23 protein-coding genes and 1 pseudogene are annotated in these 22947 nt (G+C 70.3%); 8 read left to right on the forward strand and 16 right to left on the reverse strand.

The features are described from left to right. Positions 1-88: 88 nt before the first annotated feature. Both ACWDAG_RS11365 and ACWDAG_RS11370 read right to left on the reverse strand, forming a co-directional pair. Positions 89-295, reverse strand: a complete 207-nt coding sequence (locus tag ACWDAG_RS11365; protein ID WP_450695353.1) for a hypothetical protein — start codon at positions 293-295, stop codon at positions 89-91. Further along, positions 292-1275 carry a TIGR01777 family oxidoreductase gene (locus ACWDAG_RS11370; protein WP_450695354.1) on the reverse strand — a complete coding sequence of 328 codons (984 nt, stop codon included), beginning with the start codon at positions 1273-1275 and terminating at the stop codon, positions 292-294. Before ACWDAG_RS11370 ends, ACWDAG_RS11365 begins: the two co-directional genes overlap by 4 nt. A 280-nt stretch (positions 1276-1555) precedes the next feature. Here ACWDAG_RS11370 and ACWDAG_RS11375 point away from each other — a divergent pair, with 280 nt between their 5' ends. Beyond that, positions 1556-3577 carry an NPCBM/NEW2 domain-containing protein gene (locus tag ACWDAG_RS11375; RefSeq protein ID WP_450695355.1) on the forward strand — a complete coding sequence of 674 codons (2022 nt, stop codon included), beginning with the start codon at positions 1556-1558 and terminating at the stop codon, positions 3575-3577. 54 nt (positions 3578-3631) lie between these two features. On the opposite strand, the gene ACWDAG_RS11380 is transcribed toward ACWDAG_RS11375, so the two are convergent. After that, positions 3632-4579: an ROK family protein gene (locus ACWDAG_RS11380; RefSeq protein ID WP_450695356.1), complete on the reverse strand. Its 948-nt coding sequence runs from the start codon at positions 4577-4579 to the stop codon at positions 3632-3634. 249 nt (positions 4580-4828) lie between these two features. On the opposite strand from ACWDAG_RS11380, the gene ACWDAG_RS11385 reads away from it, so the two are divergent. Both ACWDAG_RS11385 and ACWDAG_RS11390 read left to right on the forward strand, forming a co-directional pair. Next, positions 4829-5878: a LacI family DNA-binding transcriptional regulator gene (locus ACWDAG_RS11385; protein ID WP_450695357.1), complete on the forward strand. Its 1050-nt coding sequence runs from the start codon at positions 4829-4831 to the stop codon at positions 5876-5878. A 7-nt stretch (positions 5879-5885) separates the two neighbouring features. Then, positions 5886-6638: pseudogene (locus ACWDAG_RS11390) on the forward strand (hypothetical protein); the annotation flags it as partial. A 23-nt stretch (positions 6639-6661) separates the two neighbouring features. Here ACWDAG_RS11390 and ACWDAG_RS11395 read toward each other — a convergent pair. Continuing rightward, the gene (locus tag ACWDAG_RS11395; RefSeq protein WP_450695358.1) at positions 6662-8557 is read right to left on the reverse strand and encodes a protein kinase domain-containing protein; all 1896 of its coding nucleotides are present in this window, start codon (positions 8555-8557) and stop codon (positions 6662-6664) included. A gap of 96 nt (positions 8558-8653) precedes the next feature. Next, positions 8654-9958: a DUF6986 family protein gene (locus ACWDAG_RS11400; RefSeq protein ID WP_450695359.1), complete on the reverse strand. Its 1305-nt coding sequence runs from the start codon at positions 9956-9958 to the stop codon at positions 8654-8656. Between the two features lie 210 nt (positions 9959-10168). Here ACWDAG_RS11400 and ACWDAG_RS11405 point away from each other — a divergent pair, with 210 nt between their 5' ends. Continuing rightward, positions 10169-11098: an endonuclease/exonuclease/phosphatase family protein gene (locus ACWDAG_RS11405; RefSeq protein ID WP_450695360.1), complete on the forward strand. Its 930-nt coding sequence runs from the start codon at positions 10169-10171 to the stop codon at positions 11096-11098. 58 nt (positions 11099-11156) lie between these two features. Here the strand turns inward: ACWDAG_RS11405 and ACWDAG_RS11410 are convergent, their stop codons facing one another. The 4 genes from ACWDAG_RS11410 to ACWDAG_RS11425 all read right to left on the reverse strand — a co-directional run bounded on the left by ACWDAG_RS11410 (position 11157) and on the right by ACWDAG_RS11425 (position 14337). After that, complete coding sequence (locus tag ACWDAG_RS11410; RefSeq protein ID WP_450695361.1) at positions 11157-12119, reverse strand: electron transfer flavoprotein subunit alpha/FixB family protein; 963 nt, start codon at positions 12117-12119, stop codon at positions 11157-11159. A 74-nt stretch (positions 12120-12193) separates the two neighbouring features. Beyond that, entirely contained in the window at positions 12194-12982 is a 789-nt protein-coding gene (locus tag ACWDAG_RS11415; protein ID WP_450695362.1) for an electron transfer flavoprotein subunit beta/FixA family protein, read from the reverse strand. A gap of 220 nt (positions 12983-13202) precedes the next feature. Next, a complete protein-coding gene (locus ACWDAG_RS11420) occupies positions 13203-13718 on the reverse strand; it encodes a flavin reductase family protein (RefSeq protein WP_450695363.1) in 516 nt (171 codons plus the stop codon). Between the two features lie 205 nt (positions 13719-13923). Further along, entirely contained in the window at positions 13924-14337 is a 414-nt protein-coding gene (locus ACWDAG_RS11425; protein ID WP_450695570.1) for a TlpA family protein disulfide reductase, read from the reverse strand. A gap of 75 nt (positions 14338-14412) precedes the next feature. Here ACWDAG_RS11425 and ACWDAG_RS11430 point away from each other — a divergent pair, with 75 nt between their 5' ends. Further along, complete coding sequence (locus ACWDAG_RS11430) at positions 14413-14829, forward strand: DUF4395 domain-containing protein (RefSeq protein WP_450695364.1); 417 nt, start codon at positions 14413-14415, stop codon at positions 14827-14829. A 184-nt stretch (positions 14830-15013) separates the two neighbouring features. Beyond that, a complete protein-coding gene (locus ACWDAG_RS11435; protein WP_351463103.1) occupies positions 15014-15742 on the forward strand; it encodes a lysophospholipid acyltransferase family protein in 729 nt (242 codons plus the stop codon). A 4-nt stretch (positions 15743-15746) separates the two neighbouring features. Here ACWDAG_RS11435 and ACWDAG_RS11440 read toward each other — a convergent pair whose 3' ends face one another. From ACWDAG_RS11440 to ACWDAG_RS11465, 6 genes are all read right to left on the reverse strand, one after another. Beyond that, positions 15747-16439, reverse strand: coding sequence for a B3/B4 domain-containing protein (locus ACWDAG_RS11440; protein WP_450695365.1), 693 nt, complete (start codon positions 16437-16439; stop codon positions 15747-15749). Positions 16440-16447: 8 nt separating this feature from the next. Further along, positions 16448-17041, reverse strand: coding sequence for a transglutaminase domain-containing protein (locus tag ACWDAG_RS11445; RefSeq protein ID WP_450695366.1), 594 nt, complete (start codon positions 17039-17041; stop codon positions 16448-16450). 72 nt (positions 17042-17113) lie between these two features. Further along, positions 17114-17542 (reverse strand): PH domain-containing protein, encoded by a 429-nt coding sequence (locus ACWDAG_RS11450; protein WP_450695367.1) that lies wholly within the window; start codon positions 17540-17542, stop codon positions 17114-17116. A gap of 63 nt (positions 17543-17605) precedes the next feature. Next, positions 17606-18676 (reverse strand): threonine aldolase family protein, encoded by a 1071-nt coding sequence (locus ACWDAG_RS11455; RefSeq protein ID WP_450695368.1) that lies wholly within the window; start codon positions 18674-18676, stop codon positions 17606-17608. Next, positions 18673-19467: an SDR family NAD(P)-dependent oxidoreductase gene (locus tag ACWDAG_RS11460; protein WP_450695369.1), complete on the reverse strand. Its 795-nt coding sequence runs from the start codon at positions 19465-19467 to the stop codon at positions 18673-18675. Before ACWDAG_RS11460 ends, ACWDAG_RS11455 begins: the two co-directional genes overlap by 4 nt. Continuing rightward, complete coding sequence (locus tag ACWDAG_RS11465; RefSeq protein ID WP_450695370.1) at positions 19464-20861, reverse strand: DUF6421 family protein; 1398 nt, start codon at positions 20859-20861, stop codon at positions 19464-19466. Before ACWDAG_RS11465 ends, ACWDAG_RS11460 begins: the two co-directional genes overlap by 4 nt. Positions 20862-21255: 394 nt before the next feature. Between ACWDAG_RS11465 and ACWDAG_RS11470 the strand changes: the two genes are divergently transcribed. Further along, positions 21256-21939 carry a glycerophosphodiester phosphodiesterase gene (locus ACWDAG_RS11470; RefSeq protein ID WP_450695371.1) on the forward strand — a complete coding sequence of 228 codons (684 nt, stop codon included), beginning with the start codon at positions 21256-21258 and terminating at the stop codon, positions 21937-21939. A gap of 3 nt (positions 21940-21942) precedes the next feature. Here the strand turns inward: ACWDAG_RS11470 and ACWDAG_RS11475 are convergent, their stop codons facing one another. Then, entirely contained in the window at positions 21943-22482 is a 540-nt protein-coding gene (locus ACWDAG_RS11475; RefSeq protein ID WP_450695372.1) for a GNAT family N-acetyltransferase, read from the reverse strand. A gap of 69 nt (positions 22483-22551) precedes the next feature. Here ACWDAG_RS11475 and ACWDAG_RS11480 point away from each other — a divergent pair, with 69 nt between their 5' ends. Continuing rightward, on the forward strand, positions 22552-22944 hold the full coding sequence (locus tag ACWDAG_RS11480; RefSeq protein ID WP_450695373.1) for a VOC family protein: 393 nt from the start codon (positions 22552-22554) through the stop codon (positions 22942-22944). Positions 22945-22947 lie beyond the last annotated feature (3 nt).

A 22947-nucleotide genomic window follows, 5' to 3' on the forward strand; every position in this document is an offset into this window, starting at 1 on the left:
AGCTCCAGTTGAGGGCGCACAAAAGGGGACGCCGGTGCCCCTGCTGCAGGGGCACCGGCGCCGCGATCCGGCCTGGACCGCGTCGGTGTTACTGGCCGAGGGCCTTGCCTGGCCCGGCAAGGCCCTCGTCGCCGGTCGTGTGGGTGACCGTGCCGACGGTGTCCTCGACGCCCAGGTCGCCGAGCGTCTGGTGATCACCGACCACCTGGTGGTCGGCGTGTTGCGAGGGGGTGACGGCCGCGACGACGAACCCGGTGGCGAGGGAGGCGATGGCGAGCATGCTGCGCTTCTTCATGCCCGGTTCAACTGTGAAACCGCCCGTGGGTCACGCCCTCGTCCGCCGCGCACCTGACGCACCAGGTCGGCGGCGGCCTCAGGCCATCGTGTGTACTCGAAGGCGAACCCCGCTTCGAGCAGACGGCCGGGGACGACCCGGCGGCTCTTCAGCAGGAGTTCGGTGTCCGAGCGCAGGGCGAAAGCACCGAGCTCCGCCATCCAGCGCGTGGCGGGCAGTCCGACCGGCATGCCCCACGCGGTGCGCAGGGCGCGCATGAAGGCGCGGTGCGGCAGCGGTCCGGGAGCGGCGAGGTTCACCGGCCCGGCGAGGTCGTCCCGGTCGACGAGGAACTCCACCGCGCGGACGAAGTCCCGCTCGTGGATCCAGGAGACGTACTGCGCACCGCCCGCGACCGGGCCGCCGAGGCCGAGTCGCGCCAGCCGCAGCAGGACGTCGAAGACTCCGCCGCGATCGGGGCTCATCACCATGGCGGAGCGCAGGGCGACCTTGCGGGTGCGGGGCGTGTCGGCGTCCTCCTGCGCCCGTTCCCAGTTCTTGGCGATCTCCACGCTGTAGGCCCAGTAGCCGGGGACGCCCGGCTCGCTGCCGCCGATCACTCCGGCCGTCTCGTCGTTGGGTCCGTCGAAGCGGTGGGCGTACACCGTGGCGGTACTCATCTGAAGCCAGACGCGGGGCGGCCGGGCGGCAGTCGCGATCGCCTCGCCGACGACCCGGGCGGAGTTCACCCGGGAGTCCATCATGGCCTTCAGGTTGGCCGGGGTGTACCGGCAGCTGACGCTGCGCCCCGCCAGATTGATCACCACGTCGCTGCCGGTGATCTCCTCGACCCAGGGACCCGGGTTCTCCCCGTCCCAGCGGATCTCCCCCTCGCGCACCGGCCGCCGGGTGAGGATCACGACCTCGTGACCGGCGGCCGTCAGCGCGCGCCTCAGGATCGCGCCGACCTGTCCCGTCCCACCGGGAATGACGATCTTCATCAGGCTTCCCCCTCCGTATGACGGAAGCCTATCCGAAAAACCTGAACACGTTCAAAAGTCTTCGCCCTCCGCTGGGACATCCGATGACCTGCCCATCTCCGGACTGGACCAACGGGTCGAACAACGACCGTCCGGTCGTGACAGCAAGAGTTCCGACGGGATATCGAACGACCATTACCCGACCTCTACCGACAGAGTCCAACACGTCCTACCGTAAACGCGCAGTGATGACGCGGACATGACGTCATCCCACCTTTCGTGTGCCCGGAGGAACGTAACGATGCGTCACCTTCCCACCCGCACAACCCGCCGAAGAGTGGTCGGAGCGCTCGCCGCAGGACTGCTGGGTGCCGCGGGACTCGCCGCGCCCGCCGTGGCGGCACCCACCGCCGATCCCACCGCGCCCGCCCTGGCAGACGGCCTCGCCCTCACCCCTCCGATGGGCTTCAACAACTGGAACTCCACGCACTGCCGTGCCGAGTTCAACGAGTCCATGGTCAGGGGAATCGCGGACATCTTCGTCGAGAAAGGCCTCAAGGACGCCGGATACCAGTACGTCAACCTCGACGACTGCTGGGCACTGCCGACCCGGGACGCGGCCGGCCAACTCGTACCGGATCCGGTCCGCTTCCCGAACGGGATCAAGGCGGTCGCCGACTATATCCACGCCAAGGGGCTCAAACTCGGCATCTACACCAGCGCGGGCACGAAGACATGCGACAGCGCCGGATTCCCGGGCGCGCTCGGTCATGAGTACAGCGACGCCCGGCAGTTCGCCGACTGGGGCGTGGACTACGTCAAGTACGACAACTGCAATAACCAAGGTGTCGACGCCAAGTCGCGTTACACGACCATGCGCGACGCCCTCAAGGCGACGGGGCGGCCGATCGTCTACAGCATCTGCGAATGGGGCGAGAACAAACCCTGGGAATGGGCGGCCGACGTGGGCCACTTGTGGCGTACCACCGGTGACATCAGCGACAACTGGGGTTCGATGCTCTCCATCCTGAAGAAGAACCTGCCGCTCGCGCCTTACGCGGGCCCCGGGCACTGGAACGACCCCGACATGCTGGAGGTCGGCAACGGCGGTATGACGGACGCCGAGTACCGCTCGCACTTCTCGATGTGGTCGATCATGGCCGCCCCGCTTCTCATCGGCTCCGACCTGCGCAAGGCCTCCCAGGCGACCTACGACATCCTCGACAACAAGGAGGTCGTCGCCGTCGACCAGGACCCGCTGGGCAAGCAGGGCACGGTCGTCTCCTCCCAGGGCGGGCGCTGGGTCGTCGCCAAGGAGATGAAGGACGGCAGCCGCGCGGTGGCCCTGTTCAACGAGTCCGGAACAGCCCAGCACATCAGCACGACCGCCAAGGCCGTGGGGCTGCCCGCCGCCGACGCCTACACCCTGCGCGACCTGTGGCAGCACAGGAGCTACAACATCGCCGGCACCATCTCGGCGACCGTACCGGCGCACGGCACGGTCCTGGTACGCGTCTCCGTCGACCCCAAGTGGGCCGTGAACCCCCCTGCCGTCGAACTCGGCGCGGACGGCAGCCCGTTGATCGAGGCGGGCAAGGCGGCCGCGCTGACGTCGACCGTCACCGACCTGGGCCGTGCGCCCGCCCAGCGCGTGTCCGTCTCGCTGACCGGACCCCAGGGCTGGGCGGTCGAGGCGACCTCACACACCACGGCCGCCTCACTGCCGACGGGCCGATCCCTGCGCACCAAGTGGTCGGTCATCGCACCTGAGGGGACGCCGACAGGGTCGTACGACCTGACACTCAAGGCGAGTTACCGCTCACCGGCCGGCGTCCGCGTCGTCAGCACGGTCCCGCTGACCGCGTCCGTGGTCGTGCCACCGCCCTCAGGGACCTCCGGACTCGGCGACCTGCCCTGGCTGTCGGCCACGAACGGCTATGGGCCGGTCGAGCGCAACACCAGCAACGGGGAGAGCGCCGCGGGCGACGGTCACCCCCTCACCATCGGCGGGGTGGTGTACGGCAAGGGACTCGGCGTCCACGCGGAGAGCGCCGTCGAGTACTACACCGGCAAGGCATGCGGGACGGTCACCGCCGATGTCGGTGTCGACGACGAGAAGGGCGCGAACGGCACCGTCGCCTTCGAGGTCTGGGCCGACGGCACCAAGGTCGCCTCGACCGGCTTGCTGACCAATGCGATGCCCGCCCAGCCGCTCACCGCCGATGTGACCGGCGCCCAGGTGGTCCGCCTGGTCGTCACCGACGGCGGCGACGGCATCGACTCGGACCATGCGGACTGGGCGAACGCGCAGTTGACCTGCTGAGCCCGCTCCGGTGGGCCCGGCAGCCCACGTGAACGTTCCTGCTGCGGGCGCCCCTCAGACCGCGGCCGCGTCCGCCCGCTTGGCGAGCGCGGCCGCGGCCGCCCCGACCAGTCCGGCGTCCGTGCCCATCTGAGCCGGCGCGATCTCCAGGCGCTGCACGAAGGAAAGCGTCGCGTAGTCGCTGAGGGCCTTGCGCAGGGGCGTGAACAGCACGTCGCCCGCCTTGCCCACTCCCCCGCCGATCACCGCGATGTCGATCTCGACCAGCGTGGCCGTGGCGGCGATGCCGGCGGCCAGCGCCTGGGCGGCTCGCTCGAAGGAGGCGAGAGCGACCGGGTCTCCGGCGCGGGCGGCGGCTGCCACCGCGGCCGCGGAGGTGTCGCCGTCGGGGCCGGGCCGCCAGCCGTTCTCCAGGGCGCGGCGGGCGATGTTGGGACCGCTCGCGATGCGTTCGACGCAGCCGCGCGAGCCGCACGGGCAGGTATCGCCGTCGAGATCGACGCTGATGTGACCGATGTGGCCCGCGTTTCCGGTGGGGCCGGGGTGCAGCTGACCACCCAGGACCAGGCCACCGCCGACGCCCGTGGAGACCACCATGCACAGCGCGTTGTCATGGCCGCGTGCGGCGCCCTGCCAGTGCTCGGCCGCCGTGATCGCCACCCCGTCACCGATCAGCTCGACCGGCAGCCCCCCTGCCGCGTCCTGGACCCGCCGCACGAGGGGGTAGTCGCGCCAGCCCGGCACGTTCACCGGGCTCACCGTGCCCGCGGAGGCGTCCACCGGGCCGGCGCTGCCGATACCGAGGGCCGTGGCGCGCCCCCACAGGGGTGCGGCGGTCAGCTCGCCGAGGACCTCCTGCACGGCACCCATCACGGTCTCGCCGTCCTGCTGCGCGGGCGTCGCGCGCTGAGCGCGCACCAGGATCTGGCCGTGGCCGTCCACCAGCGCCCCGGCGATCTTGGTACCGCCGATGTCGAGCGCTGCCACGAGGTCGGTGTCCATCAGTGTCGGATCTCCCCGAAAACCAGTCGGATCCCCGTCGACCAAGGGAAAGTTCCCCCTTCAACTACGGAGATGGGCGGGCCGGTCTGGCGGTGGGGGCGCAGGCCGGAGATTGCGATGGACAGTCTCTCGTGCATATGACAACGTTGTCCAGGCTCTATGCTCGACGCCACATCCTCATACAAACTCATGGTCTGACGCATCCCCGTGGACGAGACCCGTGGACGAGACAGGACAGGACAGCGCATCGTGCCCGAGACCGCTCGCCGAACAGCCCCCCTCTCCGGAACGCGTTACGGCAACCGTCCCACCATGAAGGACGTGGCGGCGCGGGCCGGAGTCGGCCTGAAGACCGTCTCCCGCGTGGTCAACGGCGAGCCCGGCGTCACCCCGGAGACCGAGCGCCGCGTCCAGGAGGCCATCGACGCGCTCGGCTTCCGCCGCAACGACAGCGCGCGCGTGCTGCGCAAGGGCCGCACCGCCAGCATCGGTCTGGTCCTGGAGGACCTCGCCGACCCCTTCTACGGACCTCTCAGCCGCGCGGTCGAGGAGGTGGCCCGCGCGCACGGCGCCCTGCTGATCAACGGCTCCAGCGCGGAGGACCCCGATCGCGAGCAGGAGCTGGCGCTGGCCCTGTGCGCACGGCGGGTGGACGGCCTGGTGATCATTCCGGCCGGTGACGACCACCGCTATCTGGAGCCCGAGATCAGGGCGGGTGTCGCCACGGTGTTCGTCGACCGGCCCGCCGGGAAGATCGACGCCGATGTCGTCCTGTCCGACAGCTACGGCGGCGCCCGCGACGGCGTCGCCCACCTCATCGCCCACGGCCACCGCCGGATCGGTTTCATCGGCGACATGCCCCGCATCCACACGGCCGCCGAGCGGCTGCGGGGCTACCGGGCCGCCATGGAGGACGCGGGCATCCCGGTGGAGGACTCCTGGATGTCCCTGGGTGTCACGGATCCACAGCGGGTGCGCCGGGCCGCCGAGGAGATGCTCTCCGGCCCAGCCCCGGTCACCGCGGTCTTCGCGGGCAACAACCGCGTGACGGTCACCGTGGTCCGCGTTCTCGCCGAGCAGCCCCACCGGGTCGCCCTGGTCGGCTTCGACGACTTCGAGCTCGCCGACCTGCTGCAGCCGGGGGTCACCGTCGTCGCCCAGGACGCGGCGGCCCTCGGTCGCACCGCCGCCGACCGCCTCTTCCGCCAGTTGGACGGCACTCTGCTCACCCCGGAGCGCATCGAGCTGCCGACGCGGCTGATCACCCGTGGTTCGGGCGAGCTGCCGCCGGGGGACTGAGTCGCCCATGGACGGCGCAGCGGACCACACCCTCGAAGCGCTGGGCCTCGCAGTGGCCCCGCGTGACCACCCGCTGCGCTACCCGGGAGCCTGGCCCGCGCGATCCGGGCTCCTCGACGGCGACCGGTTCCTGCCCCTCGACCGTCTGGTGCACGAGGAGCGCGTCCCTGTGGTGGCGGTCGGCTCCAATGCCTGCCCGGGCCAACTGCGCCACAAAATGGTCGAGTCCGGGATCGCCTCGCCCCTACCGATGGTGCGGGCCCGGGTCACCGGCATCGACGTGGGAGTCTCCGCGCACGTCAGCCGCCTGGGCTATGTGTCCGCGTCACCGGTCGAGGCGCCCGGCACGGTAAGGGAGTTGTTCTTGACCTGGCTGGACGCCGGGCAACTCGCGATGATCGACGCGAGCGAGGGCGTGCCGCTGCGGTACGGCAACTTCCGGCGCGCCTGGCTGCAGGAGCCGCAGGTCCGGATCGAGTTGGAGGACGGGACGCGGTTGCCCGGTGCGTACATCTACGTCAACCGCCGCGGGGTCCTGCGCAACGGCTCGGGGACGCCGCGCAGGCCGGTCGCCCAGCGGGCGCTGCTCGCCGAACTCCTCGTCGGTTCGGCCCGGTTGAGGGAACTGTTCGGGGTCACACCCGAGGAGTTCTGCACCCGGGCGCGTGCCGACGCCGGGCTGTGTGAGCGGGGCACCCGGGTGTTCGCCGAGGAGAAGCTGGTGACGGAGTCGGGGCTGGAACGGTACGTGGCGGACGGCTGAGCGTGGCGGGGTGGCGGGCGTCAGCAGACCGGGAGTCCGGGGATCGGCTGGTCGTTGTCGCCGCCCTTGATGTAGACGTCGCTGACGTAGACGTTCGTGTTGCCGCTGTCGTCGTCCGTCTTCGCCCACCAGACGTTGGTCCACTGGCCGTACGTCTCGCGCCGGCCCAGGTTCTGCTGGCAGTAGAAGTAGTTGGTGCCCGCGCCGAGGACTCCGACCTCGGTGCCGGAGGCGGTGTAGGACTTGGCGCTGCGCCAGACGGTGCAGTTGTACTTGCCGCCGCCGATGGAGGTGCAGGCCGGTGCCGCGGTGCTCTCGCCCCCTCCGCCCGTCGTACCGCCGCTGCCGCCTCCGGTGGTACCGCCTGAGGTCGTGCCGCCCGTGGTGCCGCCGCCGGTGGTGCCGCCGCCCGGGGGCTTCGTCGGGGACGAGGACGAGGCCCGGCTCGTGGGCGTGGCCCCGCTCTTCGGGCCGGCGGCCTTCGTCGGCGTCGGGCTCTTCTTGTCTCCCTGTTCCGTCGGCTGGGGGTCGCCCGAGTGATCGGCGTCCGTGCGGTCGGAGACGGACGCGGACGCCTGGGCATCCGAATGGGACGCGGAAGGGCTTGTGTTCGCTTCCGTGTTCCGCGCGTTCAGCAGCGCGACGGTGCCCCCGGCCGCCGCGAGGACGACGGTGACAGCTGCGGCGGCAAGCAGGGCGCGGCCCTTGTGGCGCGGGGAGGACGAGGGGGATATGGGCCCGGTGGGGGCCGTCGCCGGGTCCGGTGCCGGGTTGTGCGGAGCGGGCGGGCCGAAGCCCGGCGTCGCGTGTGCCGCGTACGGCGCGGGGTGGGAGTCGGGCGCCGCCTGGTCGTGCCGTCCGGCCGGGCCGGAGCCGGGCGCCGCCGGGTCGCGCTGCTCGGTGGGAGCGGAATCCTGCGCCGACGGCGCCGTCCCCTGGGCGGCGCCCGGCATGAGGAACGCGGGAGGCAGTGACGGGGTGACGGCCTCCGTCTCCGCCCTCGGTGCCGCGTCACCGCGCAGGGTCGTCGTCGGCGTGTCCGTGCCGCCCGCCTCCGCCACCGCCTGCAGCAGAGCGCGGCCCTGCTCGGCCTCCGGGCGGGTCTCGGGCCGCTTGTCCAGCAGCTGTCGGAGCACGGACGCGAGCGGGCCGGCGCGCTCCGGCTCCCGGAGGGGCTCGGTGACGATCGCGGTGAGTGTGGAGTACGTCGATGTGCGGCGGAAGGGCGAGGAGCCCTCGACGGCCGCGTACAGGGTGGCTCCCAGGGCCCAGACGTCGGAGGCCGGGCTTGCCTCGGCGCCCTGGGCCCGCTCGGGCGCCAGGTAGTCCAGGGAGCCGACGAGCGCTCCGCTGCGGGTCAGGTGGGCGGTCGCGCCATCGCCCGGGTCGTCCATGGCCGCGATGCCGAAGTCCGTCAGGACGACCCGGCCGGACCCTTCGAGCAGGATGTTTCCGGGCTTCACGTCACGGTGCAGGACACCGGCCCGGTGGGCGGCGGCCAGCGCGTCCATCACCTTGGCGCCGATACCGGCGGCCTCGACCGGGTCGAGGGAGCCGCGCTCACGCAACACCTGCTCCAGGGAGGGCCCGTCGACCAGCTCCATGACGATGAGGGGGCGGCCGTCGACCTCGGTCACGTCGTGAACGGCGACGACTCCGGGGTGGCGCACCCGGGCCGCCGCGCGGGCCTCGCGCTGCATCCGCAGCCGCAGGTCGGCGAGTTCGGGGCCGTCGGCGTCGCTGTAGGTGCGCAGTTCCTTGACGGCGACCTCACGGCCCAGCACCTCGTCGACGGCTCTCCAGACCACACCCATGCCGCCGCGCCCGAGTTGGGCCACCACGCGATAGCGCCCCGCCAGCAGCCGACCGGTCCCGTCGCCCTGGTTCTTCCCGCCTGAGGTCTCCCCCGAAGACACCGCACGCCCCGTTCCTGTGACACGTCATTGCGTGCGGTACAGACTACGGGGCGGGGGTGACAACGCCAGCCGGTGGTGACTCCTGTGACGGGCCTGCTACTTGGCGGACGCGGTCAGGTCACCGCGCCGGGGCGACGCGAAGCCCTCCAGGTCCGCCCGGGTCAGTCCGGTCAGGCGGGCCACCTCGGCGATGTCGAGGGCGCCGCAGTCCAGGCCGCGCAGCAGATAGCCGCTGAGGGCCTTGGCTGTGGCGGGCTCGTCCATGACGTCGCCGCCGGCCCGGTTGGCGTACCGCGAGAGGCGGGCGGCGGCCTGCTCGAAGCCCTCGCGGTAGAAGGCGAAGACGGCCGCGTACCGGGTGGGGATGTGGCCCGGGTGCATGTCCCAGCCCTGGTAGTAGGCGCGGGAGAGGGCGCGGCGGGTGAGGCCGTAGTGCAGGCGCCAGGCGTCGTGGACCTTCTCGGTCGGGCCCACGGGCAGCACGTTGGTCGAGCCGTCCGACACCCGTACGCCCGTCCCCGCGGCCGCGACCTGCATGATCGCCTTGGCGTGGTCCGCGGCCGGGTGGTCGCTGGCCTGGTAGGCGGCGGAGACGCCGAGGCAGGCGCTGTAGTCGAAGGTGCCGTAGTGCAGTCCGGTGGCGCGGCCCTCGGCGGCCTGGATCATGCGCGCCACGGTGGCGGTGCCGTCGGTGGCGAGGATGGACTGGCTGGTCTCGATCTGGATCTCGAAGCCGATCCGGCCGGGCTCGAGCCCGCGCGCCTTCTCGAAGGCCTCGAGGAGCCGCACCATGGCGGTGACCTGCTCGGCGTACGTCACCTTGGGCAGCGTGAGCACCAGCCCGTCGGGCAGGCCGCCGGCCTCCATCAGGCCACTGAGGAAGATGTCGAGGGTGCGGATGCCCCGGTCGCGTACCGGTGCCTCCATGCACTTCATGCGGATGCCCATGTACGGGGCCGCCGTCCCCTTCGCGTACGCCTCCGCGATCAGCCGGGCCGCGCGGGCCGCCGCCTCGTCCTCCTCGGCGTCCGGGCGGGGGCCGTAGCCGTCCTCGAAGTCGACGCGCAGGTCCTCGATGGGCTCGCGCTCCAGCTTGGCGCGCACGCGCGCGTAGACGGGCTCGGCGAGTTCGTCGGACAGGCCGAGGACGGCGGCGAAGGAGGCCGCGTCCGGGGCGTGTTCGTCGAGGGCCGCGAGGGCCTGGTCGCCCCAGGAGCGGAGGGTGTCGACGGCGAACACGTCACCGGGGACGTAGACGGTGTGGACGGGCTGGCGGGTGCCGGGGTCCCCGGGGTAGCGGCGCTCCAGTTCGGCGTCGACCGGGGCGAGGGAGGCGCTGATCTCCTCGCTGATCGCGCCTGCGAGGCTCGTCGCCACCTTCTCCTGCTGGCCCTGACCCATCCCACACCCTCCTGTTTTCCACTGTACGGAATCAACAATCCGTAGAATGAAGTTATCCGGGCACCTTTCGGCGGTCAACACCATGTCCACGGGGAGCCACGTCGTGATCTCGACATGTTCACGTCCATCTCACACCCGGGTATGACACTTCCCTACGCACGACTCGCCCCTCGCACGACTCGTCCGGCTGCCGTCACCGAAGGAGCCTCCGTGCCGAACCACCGCCGAGTCACCCGCCGCCTGGGCCTCAAGGCCATGTTGGCCGCGGCGGTCACGGTGCCGCTCTCCAGCGCCGCGATCCCCGCCTCGTCGGCGTCCGTCTCACCCGCGCCGTCCTCCCCGACGCAGGCACGCCGAGCGCCCCGTCTCGAGGTCATGACCTTCAACCTGCGTTTCGCGAGCACCAAGGAACCCAACAGCTGGAGCGACCGCAGACCGGTGATGCGCGAACTGCTGCGTCACGCCCGCCCCCACATCATCGGCACGCAGGAGGGCCTCTACCAGCAGCTGCGCGACATCGACTCCGACCTCGGCCCGTCCTACGACTGGATCGGCACCGGCCGCGAGGGCGGCAGCCGCGACGAGTCCACGGCGATCTTCTACGACAACCGGCGCCTGGCCCCCGTCGAGCACTACACCTTCTGGCTCTCCGACACCCCGGAAGTCATCCGCTCGAACACCTGGGGGGCCGCCTTCCCGCGCATCGTCACCTGGGTCCGCTTCCGCGATCTCGACGACGGCGGACGGGAGTTCTATGTCCTCAACACCCACTTCGACCACGCGAGTCAGTACGCACGCGAGCGCAGCGCCTCGCTGTTGGTCCAGCGGATCGCCGAGCTCGACCGCTCCCTTCCGGCCGTGGTGACCGGAGACTTCAATGTCGCCGCGCACCGGAACCCGGTCTACGACACCCTGGTGGGCTCCGGGCTCCTCGACACCTGGGACGCGGCGGCGCACCGCGGCGCACCGTACGGGACCTTCCACGGCTACAGGGGTCTGACTCCGAACGGCGACCGCATCGACTGGATCCTCACCACGCCATCGGTGAGGACGCACCGGGCATCGGTCGACACCTTCTCCGTCGACGGCCAGTTCCCGAGCGACCATCTGCCCGTGCAGGCCTCGCTGAGTCTGGAATGAGCCGAGGCCCCCGCGACTGTTCGTGCAGTCGCGGGGGCCTCGACCGGCCTTCGGGTGATCAGCCCTTGCGGGCGTTGATCTCCTCGGTGAGCTGGGGGACGACGTCGAAGAGGTCGCCGACCACGCCGTAGTCGACCAGGTCGAAGATCGGGGCCTCGGCGTCCTTGTTGACCGCCACGATCGTCTTCGAGGTCTGCATGCCGGCCCGGTGCTGGATGGCGCCGGAGATGCCGTTGGCGATGTACAGCTGCGGGGAGACGGACTTGCCGGTCTGGCCGACCTGGTTGGTGTGCGGGTACCAGCCCGCGTCCACCGCGGCACGGGAGGCGCCGACGGCCGCACCCAGGGAGTCGGCGAGGGCCTCGATCAGCGGGAAGTTCTCGGCGCCGTTGACGCCACGGCCGCCGGAGACCACGATCGCGGCCTCGGTCAGCTCCGGACGCCCGGTCGACTCCCGCGGCGTACGGGCGGTGACCTTGGTACCGGTCGCCGCCTCGGAGAAGGTGACCGCGAGGGCCTCGACCGCGCCCGCGGCCGGGGCGGCCTCCACCGCGGCGGAGTTGGGCTTGACCGTGATGACCGGGGTGCCCTTGCTGACACGGGACTTGGTGGTGAAGGAGGCGGCGAACACCGACTGGGTGGCCACCGGACCCTCGTCACCGGCCTCCAGGTCGACGGCGTCGGTGATGATGCCGGAGCCGATGCGCAGCGCCAGACGCGCGGCGATCTCCTTGCCCTCGGCGGAGGAGGGCACCAGCACGGCGGCCGGGGAGACTGCGGCGACGGCGGCCTGCAGCGCGTCGACCTTGGGGACGACCAGGTAGTCGGCGTACTCGGCGGCCTCGTGGGTCAGCACCTTGACGGCGCCGTGCTCGGCCAGGGCGGCGGCGGTGTCACCAGCGCCGTTGCCCAGCGCGACGGCGACCGGCTCGCCGATACGGCGGGCCAGGGTCAGCAGCTCCAGGGTGGGCTTGCGGACGGCACCGTCCACGTGGTCGACGTAGACGAGAACTTCAGCCATGGGATTGCTCTCCTGCGGATTGCGAAGTCTGAGGGACGGTAAGGGAGTTGAGCCTCGAAGGGACTACGGGTCCCTTAGATGAACTTCTGGCTCGCGAGGAACTCGGCGAGCTGCTTGCCGCCCTCGCCCTCGTCCTTGACGATCGTGCCCGCGGTGCGCGCCGGACGCTCGGCCGCCGACTCGACCTTCGTCCAGGCACCCTCGAGACCCACCTCTTCGGCGTCGATCTCCAGGTCGGACAGGTCCCACGACTCGACCGGCTTCTTCTTCGCCGCCATGATGCCCTTGAAGGACGGGTAACGCGCCTCACCCGACTGGTCGGTGACCGACACGACCGCGGGCAGGGAGGCCTCCAGCTGCTCCGACGCGGCGTCGCCGTCGCGGCGGCCCTTGACGGTGCCGTCCTCGACGCTCACCTCGGACAGCAGGGTCACCTGCGGCACACCCAGACGCTCGGCGACCAGCGCGGGCACGATGCCGGCGGTGCCGTCGGTGGACGCCATACCGGAGACCACCAGGTCGAAGCCGGCCTTCTCGATCGCCTTCGCCAGCACCAGCGAGGTGCCGATCGCGTCCGTGCCGTGCAGGTCGTCGTCCTCCACGTGGATGGCCTTGTCGGCGCCCATGGACAGCGCCTTGCGCAGCGCGTCCTTGGCGTCCTCCGGGCCCACCGTCAGGACGGTGATCTCCACGTCGTCGTCGGAGTTCTCGGAGATCTGCAGCGCCTGCTCGACCGCGTACTCGTCGAGCTCGGAGAGCAGACCGTCCACGTCGTCCCGGTCGACGGTCAGGTCATCGGCGAAGTGCCGGTCGCCAGTGGCGTCGGGCACGTACTTCACAGTGACAACGATCCTCAAGCTCACGCCGGCTCTCCTACTGCAATCGTCATTTCGGTGCTGCCTACTTTCAGGCAGCATAGGCGCCTCAAGCGGCCGATCCCGATCGGGGCGACCCGCGCTCCGAGCGAAATATTACTCGTCAGTACACCCAGTTCGTTCCCGCTAAGCAAGCGCTTTGAACTGTGACCTTTGCAACGCAGCGTAATCGGAACTCGACCGCTTCGCAGGCGGAGCCGGCCGGCGGTCAGTCGCGCAGACCGTTGAACTGACCCTGGTGATAGAGGAGCGGACGGCCGGGGCGCGTGGGATCCCCGAGCACAGCCTCGGCCAGCACGATGCGGTGGTCCCCGGCGGGGACACGGCCGACGATCCGGCACACCAGCCAGGCCAGGACGTCATCGAGGACGGGAACGCCTTCGGGGCCCGTACGCCAGGCGGTGGACGCGCCGAAGCGGTCGGCGCCGCTCTTGGCGAAGGTCGCCGCCAGGTCCTGCTGGTGCTCGCCGAGTATGTGGACGCCGATGTGATCGGTCGCCGATATCGCCGGCCAACTGGAGGCTCCGGTGCTGATGCCGAAGGACAGCAGGGGCGGTTCGGCGGAGACGGACGTGAGGGAGGTGGCAGTGAAGCCGACCGGACCGGCGTCGCCTCGCGCGGTGATCACGGCGACTCCCGCCGCGTGCCGCCGGAAGACGGAGCGCAGCAGGTCGGGAGAGGCGAGCTGAGGGGTACGGGTACCGACGTCGGGCGTGGCCGTCATGGAGTTGTCCTTCTACGCGGAGGGGCGGGCGTCGTGGCTGCTCAACAGCTCGGACAGCGCGCGCTCGCAGTGCGGGCGAGGTCGACGTGCACCCGCCCGTAGAGAAGGAGTTCCATAGGCATACGGTCAGGCTGACGATAGGTGGTGTGCGCAGTCAAGTACGTTCCGGCATATGGGAGATGCCTCACCGTCCGCTTCACAGCCGTCAAACCGCCTCCCCGAGTGCGGAGATGACGTCGGCCTTGCGCGGCTGGCCGGTGGCACGCCGTACGACCCTGCCGTCGGCGTCAAGGACCAGCACGGTCGGCGTCTTGAGGATGTCGAGTTCGCGCACCAGGTCCAGGTGGTCCTCGGCGTCGATCTCGACATGGGTCACACCGGGGACCATGTCGGCGACCTCACCGAGGACGCGTCGGGTGGCCCGGCAGGGCGCGCAGAAGGCGCTGGAGAACTGCACGAGCGTGGCGCGCTCGCCGAGTTCCTCGCCCAACTCGGCCACCCCTAGCCGTTTCCCGCCGTCGCGCCCGCGCACGCGTACCCTCCCGTTCCGCTGCCGATGAATCACTCCGTAGGCGCTCGCCATCAGGAGCACCACTGCGCACACCACAAGTCCGGTCATCACCTGCACAAGCATTCACGAGACTGCAAAGATTCCCGGCTCCCCGGATCTCTTCCCATGCGGAATGCTTGCTTCATGGACATCGATGTGAGGGGGCCCCGCTTCGGGGCGGCCGTGACGACCGTCGTCCTGGCGGTCGTGCTGATCACCGGGAGCGCCTGGCTGCTGGCCTGGCAGACGCTGGCGTTCGCGCTGGGCGCGGCGGGCGGGGTGGGCCGTTCGCCCTACGGCTGGCTGTTCCGCAAGGTGGTGCGTCCCAGGCTCGGGCCGCCGACCGAGTTCGAGTCGCCGGAGCCGCCGCGGTTCGCGCAGGCGGTGGGGCTGGTCTTCGCCGGCGTGGGGCTGGTCGGTTTCGGGCTGGGCCCGACCTGGCTGGGGCTCACGGCGACCGCCGCCGCGCTGGCCGCGGCGTTCCTCAATGCCGCGTTCGGGTACTGCCTGGGCTGCGAGATGTACCTGGTCGTACGGCGGGTGACGGCCCGTACGGAGTAAAGGCTGCTTAAAAGTACGAGGTGGATCAGTTGTCCGACGTGACGAGGATCTCGCCGTTCTGCGGCGCCAGGACTGGCCCCCGGTTCGTTCTTGGGGCACGATCTGCGCAATGCCGTAAACCTACGGCTGCGTAACTTCCCGCCGGGAGAACCCGTCCAGGCAGAGAGAAGGGTCCACCCCGTCCATGGCTGAGCTTGTCTACCGTCCCGTCGTCGGTCTCGCCCAAACGTTGTTCAAGGTCTGGGACCTCAAGATCGACCTGAAGGGATCGGAGAACATTCCGCGCTCGGGCGGCGCCGTGCTGGTGAGCAATCACATCAGCTATCTGGACTTCATCTTCGACGGTCTGGCCGCCCTGCCGCAGAAGCGCCTGGTGCGCTTCATGGCGAAGGAGTCGGTGTTCCGGCACAGGATCTCCGGTCCGCTGATGCGCGGTATGAAGCACATCCCGGTGGACCGCAAGCAGGGCGAGACGGCGTACCAGCACGCCCTGCAGTCGCTGCGCTCCGGCGAGATCGTCGGCGTCTTCCCGGAGGCGACGATCTCGCAGTCCTTCACCCTGAAGAGCTTCAAGTCGGGCGCCGCACGCATGGCCCAGGAGGCCGGCGTCCCGCTCATCCCGATGGCGCTGTGGGGCACCCAGCGGCTGTGGACCAAGGGCCACCCTCGCAACTTCAAGCGTAGCCACACGCCGATCACCATCAGGGTGGGCGAGCCCGTGGAGGCTCCCCAGGACCAGTACGCGGGCGCCATCACCCGGCGGCTGCGCGAGCGCGTCCAGGAGCTGCTGGAGGCGGCGCAGCGCGCCTATCCGGTGCGGCCCAAGGGGCCGGACGACACCTGGTGGATGCCCGCCCACCTGGGCGGCACGGCGCCGACTCCCGAAGAGGTGAAGGCGGCCGAGGCCCGCTGAATCGTCACTCCGGGGTGTGGACGGTGATCCGCGCCCCGGGGCTGAACTTCTCCAGCAGTTCGGCGAGTTCCGCTCCTGCCTTCTCGACCTCGGCGACCGGCATCGGGGCCAGGCTCTCCAGCAGGAAGATGCCCGTGACCGTGTCCTCGGTGAGGCGGGTGCGCGGGCCCTGGCGCCAGTTCCAGCGACGGCAGGTCACGCCGGCGTCGTCGCGCCAGACGATCTCGCCCGCGTCGGGGTGTTCGACGACCTCCTCACCACCGGCCACGGTCACGAACTCCTCGTCGCCGGTGGCCCGTACGAGCCGCATGCCGCCCTGGATGCGGTCGATGTCCTCGCCTCCGACGGGGATCAGATGGGCGACGCTGATGGCGTTGTAGAGGTCGACGAGCAGATTGATGCGTGGCAGTCCGGCGTCCGACAGGGCCCTTTTCGCCAGCGCCTCGGCCGAGTTGCGGGTGCGCGAGGGCTTGGAGCCGAACGCCGTGTAGATCTCGCGCCAGGCGGCCATGTGCGGGTCCTCGTGCGGGGCGCGCCCGTCCAGGCGGGCGGTGAGGCGGGCGGCCGCCTCGTCCAGGAGGGCCGAACTCTCCTCGGTGCTGGGGCCGTTGACCAGGCCGTGCGCCTCGACGGCGACATGGGTGAATCCGGGGGCGAGGGCGCGTACCTCGTCGGACACGGTCAGGGAGAGCGTCATGGTCTGCCTCAGAGTGCGGTGGGGAGCGTCTTCCAGAGACGGGGCCGGTCGGGGGCGGCCTTGAGGGTCTCGATGACCGCCGGATGCGGTTCAGCGTACAGGACCGGATAGTCCACCTCATTGGACTCCGCATCGGGGATCCAGGCCAGCCGCTCACCCTCGAGGGAGAACTGGGCATCGACGCCCGGTTTGTTGCCGCGGGGATCCTGCCGGTGCCAGGCGCCGTTGAAGCGAACTGCGATCAGCCCGTGCACGGCGTGGCCGTCGCCGTCGTCGTCCACCAGCCTCTGGTAGCAGAGCGCCGTGGGGATGTCCTCGGCCCGCAGCAGGGCGGCGAGGGCGTGGGCCTTGGCGTAGCAGATGCCGGTGCCCTGCCGCAGCACGTCGGAGGCCCGCCAGGTGACGCGCGGGTCGCCCGAGTCCTGGGAGTGCGGGATGCCGTCCCGCACGAACTCGAAAGCAGCCCGCGCATAGGCATACGAGTCCGGTACGTCCCGGGCGAGGCGGGCAGCCGTCTCCCGTACCACTGGATGACCGTGGTCGATGACCTCGTCAGCGGCCAAGTAGGCGGACAGGTCCGGGGTGTTCTGGATCAGCTCCATGCCTGCAGAGCATAGAAAGACGATCAACCACCAGTCAATCAATTTACGACTTAATGCATAATCATGCATCATTCACCGCTCGTCGCACATCCTGTTCAGGTCCCTCGCGATCCGGTCGACTCCTGACTCGCCCTCGCTGCGCAACCCGTACACGCCCGTAAGGCTCACGACGCTCCCGTCGAGGAGGATCGCCACCGGGCACTCCCACAGGGCGCCGTTCGTCCACCAGTCGATCCGGCTCTCGACCACCACCAGGTCGTCCCACGCCACGAACCGGGTCCGCCACAGTCCACGGCTGCGGATGCCGTCGGGGGACACCCGCAGACGACTGGAGAGGGCGCGCCAGGCCAGCCACGTCACGGCGACCGCCGGCGCGGGGTAGAGCCAGGGCTGCACGGGCTCCGGAGCCTCGGTGACGAGGCCGAGGAGGACTGCGCCGAGCAACAGGATCCCGGCGCACCTCAGCCCGTTCGTCCACGGGTTGCGGATGGTCCTGTCCATCCCTCAGGGATACCGCCGGACATCCTGCGCCGACACTGGCCGCCGCGGAGGCTTGACGCGGACCTAACGCGCCATCTCCTCCTTGAGCGCCGCCAGGAACGCGTCCACGTCCTCCTCGGTCGTGTCGAAGGCGCACATCCAGCGCACCACACCCGCGGCCTCGTCCCAGAAGTAGAAGCGGAACCGCTTCTGCAGCCGCTCGCTCACGTCGTGCGGGAGCCGGGCGAACACCCCGTTGGCCTGCACCGGGTAGAGGATCTCCACGCCGTGCACGGCGCGCACGCCCTCGGCGAGGCGCTGGGCCATCTCGTTGGCATGGCGGGCGTTGCGCAGCCACAGGTCCTTGGCGAGCAGGGCCTCCAACTGCACCGAGACGAAGCGCATCTTGGAGGCGAGCTGCATGGACAGCTTGCGCAGATGCTTCATGTGGCTGACGGCGTCCTGGTTGATGACGACGACGGCCTCGCCGAACAGCGCGCCGTTCTTCGTCCCGCCCAGGGAGAGGATGTCGACGCCGACCGCGTTGGTGAACGTCCGCATCGGGACGTCCAGGGACGCGGCCGCGTTGGCTATCCGGGAGCCGTCCAGGTGCACCTTCATGCCGTGCGCGTGGGCGTGCTCGCAGATCGCGCGGATCTCGTCCGGCGTGTAGAGCGTGCCGAGCTCCGTGCTCTGGGTGATCGAGACGACCTGCGGCATCGCGCGGTGCTCGTCGTCCCAGCCGTACGCCTGCCTGTCGATCAGTTCGGGGGTGAGCTTGCCGTCCGGCGTCGGGACCGTCAGCAGCTTGAGGCCGCCCATGCGCTCCGGCGCCCCGCCCTCGTCGACGTTGATGTGGGCGCTCTCGGCGCAGATCACCGCGCCCCAGCGGTCGGTGACCGCCTGGAGCGCGACGACGTTCGCGCCGGTGCCGTTGAAGACCGGGAAGGCCTCCGCCGTGGCGCCGAAGTGGCTACGGATGATGTTCTGGAGGTTCTCGGTGTAGTCGTCCTCGCCGTACGCGACCTGGTGCCCGCCGTTGGCCAGGGCCAGGGCGGCGAGCACCTCCGGGTGGGCCCCGGCGTAGTTGTCGCTGGCGAAGCCGCGGACCTCCGGGTCGTGATGGCGACGCGCGTCGGTCCTCGGGGGGTTCACGGCTTCTCGGTCAGCCACAGACGCTTTCCGTTCACTTCGGCGGCGGGCTTGCTCCAGACGTCGGTGATGGCCTCGGCCAGCTCCTTGACGTCCGTGAAGCCCGCGAACTTCGCATTGGGTCGCTCGGCGCGCATCGCGTCGTGCACCAACGCCTTCACCACCAGGATCGCAGCCGCCGACGTCGGCCCCTCGGCGCCTCCCGCCTTGCGGAAGAAGTCGGCCATGGCCAGGGTCCACGCCTCGGCGGCGGCCTTGGCGGCGGCGTACGCGGCGTTGCCCGCGGTGGGCTTCGTCGCGCCCGCGGCGCTGATCAGGACGTAGCGGCCGCGCTCGCTGCGCTGCAGCGCCTCGGAGAAGGCGAGGGAGGTGTGCTGCACGGTGCGGATGAGCAGCAGCTCCAGGAAGTCCCAGTCGTCGAGGCTGGTCTTGATGAAGGTCTCGCTGCCGCGCCAGCCGCCGACGAGGTGGACCAGGCCGTCGACGCGGCCGAACTCCTTCTCGATGTGGGTGGCCCACTCCCGGGTGGAGTCCAGGTCCAGCAGGTCGACGGGCTCGCCGGTCACGGTGGCGCCGCCGGACGCGTAACGGGCCGCGTCCACGGCCTCTGCGAGCCGCTCGGGATCGTTGTCCGCGGCGACGACGGTGGCACCCGCCTCCGCGAGCCGGATCAGTGCCGCGCGCCCGGCGGGTCCGCCCGCGCCGGCCACCGCGATCACCGCACCGCTGAGAGCTCCGTTCCCGGCCATGGTCTTCGCCTCCTGAGCAGTGGTTCTGGTGCTGCGGTCGCTCATGCGGCGACTCGCTCGGCGCTCTTTGCCGTGATGCCCTTGGTGGAGGCGATCACGTTCTTCAGCTTCTTGGAGAGGGCCTCATAGAACATGCTCAGGGGAAACTCGTCCGGAAGCACGTCATCGACGAGCTTTCGCGGCGGCCGGCTCAGGTCGAGGGCGTCGGGGCCCTTGGCCCAGCGGGAGCCGGGGTGCGGGGCGAGGTACTGCGACACCAGGTCGTACGCGGCGAACCAGTGGACCAGCTTCGGGCGGTCGATGCCGGCCCGGTAGAGGTCCTCGATCTCGGCGCACAGTTGGTTGGTGACCTGCGGGGCACGCTGCCAGTCGATGTGCAGCTTGTTGTCGGTCCAGCGGATGACGTCGTGCTTGTGCAGGTAGGCGAAGAGGAGCTGGCCGCCGAGGCCGTCGTAGTTGCGCACGCGCTCGCCGGTGACCGGGAAGCGGAACATGCGGTCGAAGAGCACCGCGTACTGCACGTCACGGGCCTGCGGGACGCCGTCGGCGTCCAGCTTCACGGCCTCCTTGAAGGCGGTGAGGTCGCAGCGCAGCTCTTCGAGGCCGTACATCCAGAACGGCTGCCGCTGCTTGATCATGAACGGGTCGAAGGGCAGGTCGCCGTGGCTGTGGGTGCGGTCGTGGACCATGTCCCAGAGCACGAAGGCCTCCTCGCAGCGCTTCTGGTCGTGGACCATCGCGGCGATGTCCTCGGGCAGCTCCAGCCCCAGGATGCCGACGGCGGCGTCGGTCACCCGCCGGAAGCGGGCAGCTTCGCGGTCGCAGAAGATGCCACCCCAGGTGAAACGTTCCGGCGCCTCGCGCACGGCTATGGTCTCCGGGAAGAGGACGGCCGAGTTGGTGTCGTAGCCGGCCGTGAAGTCCTCGAACTTGATGCCGCAGAACAGCGGGTTGTCGTAGCGGGTGCGCTCCAGCTCGGCCAGCCAGTCCGGCCAGACCATCCGCAGCACGACCGCTTCCAGATTGCGGTCCGGGTTGCCGTTCTGCGTGTACATCGGGAAGACGACCAGGTGCTGCAGGCCGTCCGCGCGGTTCGCGGCGGGCTGGAAGGCCAGCAGCGAGTCGAGGAAGTCGGGCACCTCGAAGCCGCCGTCGGCCCACCGGAGCAGGTCCTTGGCCAGCGCCTCGTGGTAGTCGGTGTCGTGCGGAAGCAGCGGGGAGAGCTCCTCGACGGCCGCCACGACACGCCGTACGGCCGCCTCGGCGTCCGCGCGCTCGGGTGCGCCTTCGGCGTCGAGGTCGATCGATCCGTCCTTGGCCTGCCATGGCCGGATCTGCTCCACGGCATTCTTGAGCACGGCCCATGCCGGGTGCTCCACCACCCTGGTCACAGGAGGAATCTGCTCCTCCGAAGCCGCCTGCACAAGAATTTCCGTCATGTCCCATCCTCCACGGGAGAAGCTCACGTATGGAGACCGTATACATACGGACTTCCTCTCAGCAAGAGGGGTCTCGGGAGATTATCCTGTGCCTCTGCATGGTCACCGAACTTTTTCCTGCCGGAAACCGAACCGGCAGACATTTGGGTATCGCGCGGCTACCCGGGTGCCGACCGCCGAAACCGGCCACATGTCAATCCCGGAAGGACTCGCCCACGCCAGGGTGATCGCTCGACGGGCACAGGCCAGGCCTGCCCCTGGCGGCACGCCGATCCCCCGTGTACGCGCGGGTTCATCGCGGGGCCGGGCCGTTAGGCTGCGGCTCTGCCCGCGCGGCCGTCCGCTCCGGTCCGCGCGCGGAGCCGAGCCGCCGTCGACGGAAGCGAGTTGAACCTTGAACTTCCTTACCATCGGTCATCGCGGAGTCATGGGTGCCGAGCCCGAGAACACCCTCCGTTCCTTCGTCGCCGCCCAGCACGCCGGGCTCGACGTGATCGAACTCGATCTGCATCTGAGCAAGGACGGCGCCCTCGTCGTCATGCACGACACCGACGTGGACCGCACGACCGACGGCACCGGCCCGATCGCCGAGAAGACCCTCGCCGAGCTGCGCGCCCTGGACGCGGGCCGCGGCGAGCGTGTCCCGGTCTTCGAGGAGGTCCTGGAAGCGGTGCGGGCACCGCTGCAGGCCGAGATCAAGGACATCGCGGCGGCACGGGCACTGGCCGAGGTCATGCTCAAACGGGACCTGGTCTCCCGGGTCGAGGTGTCCTCGTTCCACGACGAGGCCATCGCCGAGGTCACCCGCCTGGTGCCGGGCGTACGGACCGCGCTGATCGGCAGCCGCTACGGCACCGACATCGTGGAGCGCGCGGTGGAAGCCGGTGCCGCGACCGTCTGCCTCAACATCCGCCGCCTCACTCTGGAGGTCGTGGAGCTGGCCCGCAAGGCGGACCTGAGGATCATCGGCTGGGTGGTGAACACGCAGGACCATCTGCGGCTCGTCCGGGCGCTGCAGCTGGACGGCGCGACCACCGACTACCCGGAGATCAAGCGCACCGGCCGGTTCACGGCCTGAGCCTCAGACCAGCTCCTTGACCAGCAGCTCGAACTGCAGGTCGTCGCGGAGCGGGACGCCGAAGCGCTCGTCGCCGTACGGGAACGGGGTCATCCGGCCCGTACGGCGGTAGCCGCGGCGCTCGTACCAGGCGATGAGGTCGTCGCGCACGGAGATCACGGTCATGTGCATCTCACGCACGCCCCAGGTCTCGCGCACCGTGCGCTCCGCCTCCGTGATGATCTGCTTGCCGAGGCCCGCGCCCTGCAGCAGCGGGCTGACCGCGAACATCCCGAAGTAGGCGTGATCCCCGCGGTGTTCGAGCTGGCAGCAGGCAACGACGGCGCCGTCCCGCTCGACCGTCAGCAGACGGCTGTCGGGCGACTTGATGACGGCGCGTACGCCCTCCGCATCGGTGCGCTGCCCTTGCAGAATGTCCGCCTCGGTGGTCCACCCGGCCCGGCTGGAGTCCCCGCGGTACGCCGACTCGATCAGCGCGACCAGCGCGTCGGCGTCGGCGTCGGTGGCGTCGCGGAAGGTCAGTCCGCCGGCGGTGGTCTCCATGTGCGGTACTCCGGTTCTGGCGCGGCACGGGCAGGGACGAGGGTAACCCTGCCACTAGGCTCCGGATGCATGGTGCACGTTCTCAGCAGCCGGACCCTTCTCCGCCCCAGCGATGCCGAGCGTTCCCGCACGTTCTACGGCGAGCAGCTGGGCCTCGCCGTCTACCGCGAGTTCGGCACGGGGCCGCAGCGCGGCACCGTGTACTTCCTCGGCGGCGGCTTCCTGGAGGTCTCGGGCCGTTCCGAGACCTCGCCCTCGCCCGCCGTGCAGTTGTGGCTGCAGGTCGAGGACGTGGCCGCGGCGCACGAGGAGCTGCGGGCCAAGGGCGTCGAGATCGTGCGGGCGCCGGTGAAGGAGCCGTGGGGGCTGGTCGAGATGTGGATCGCCGATCCGGACGGGACACGGATCGTGCTGGTGGAGGTGCCGGCGGACCATCCGATCCGGTACCGGCCGGGGATCTGAGGG

It is taken from the genome of Streptomyces sp. NPDC001157, assembly GCF_053598255.1.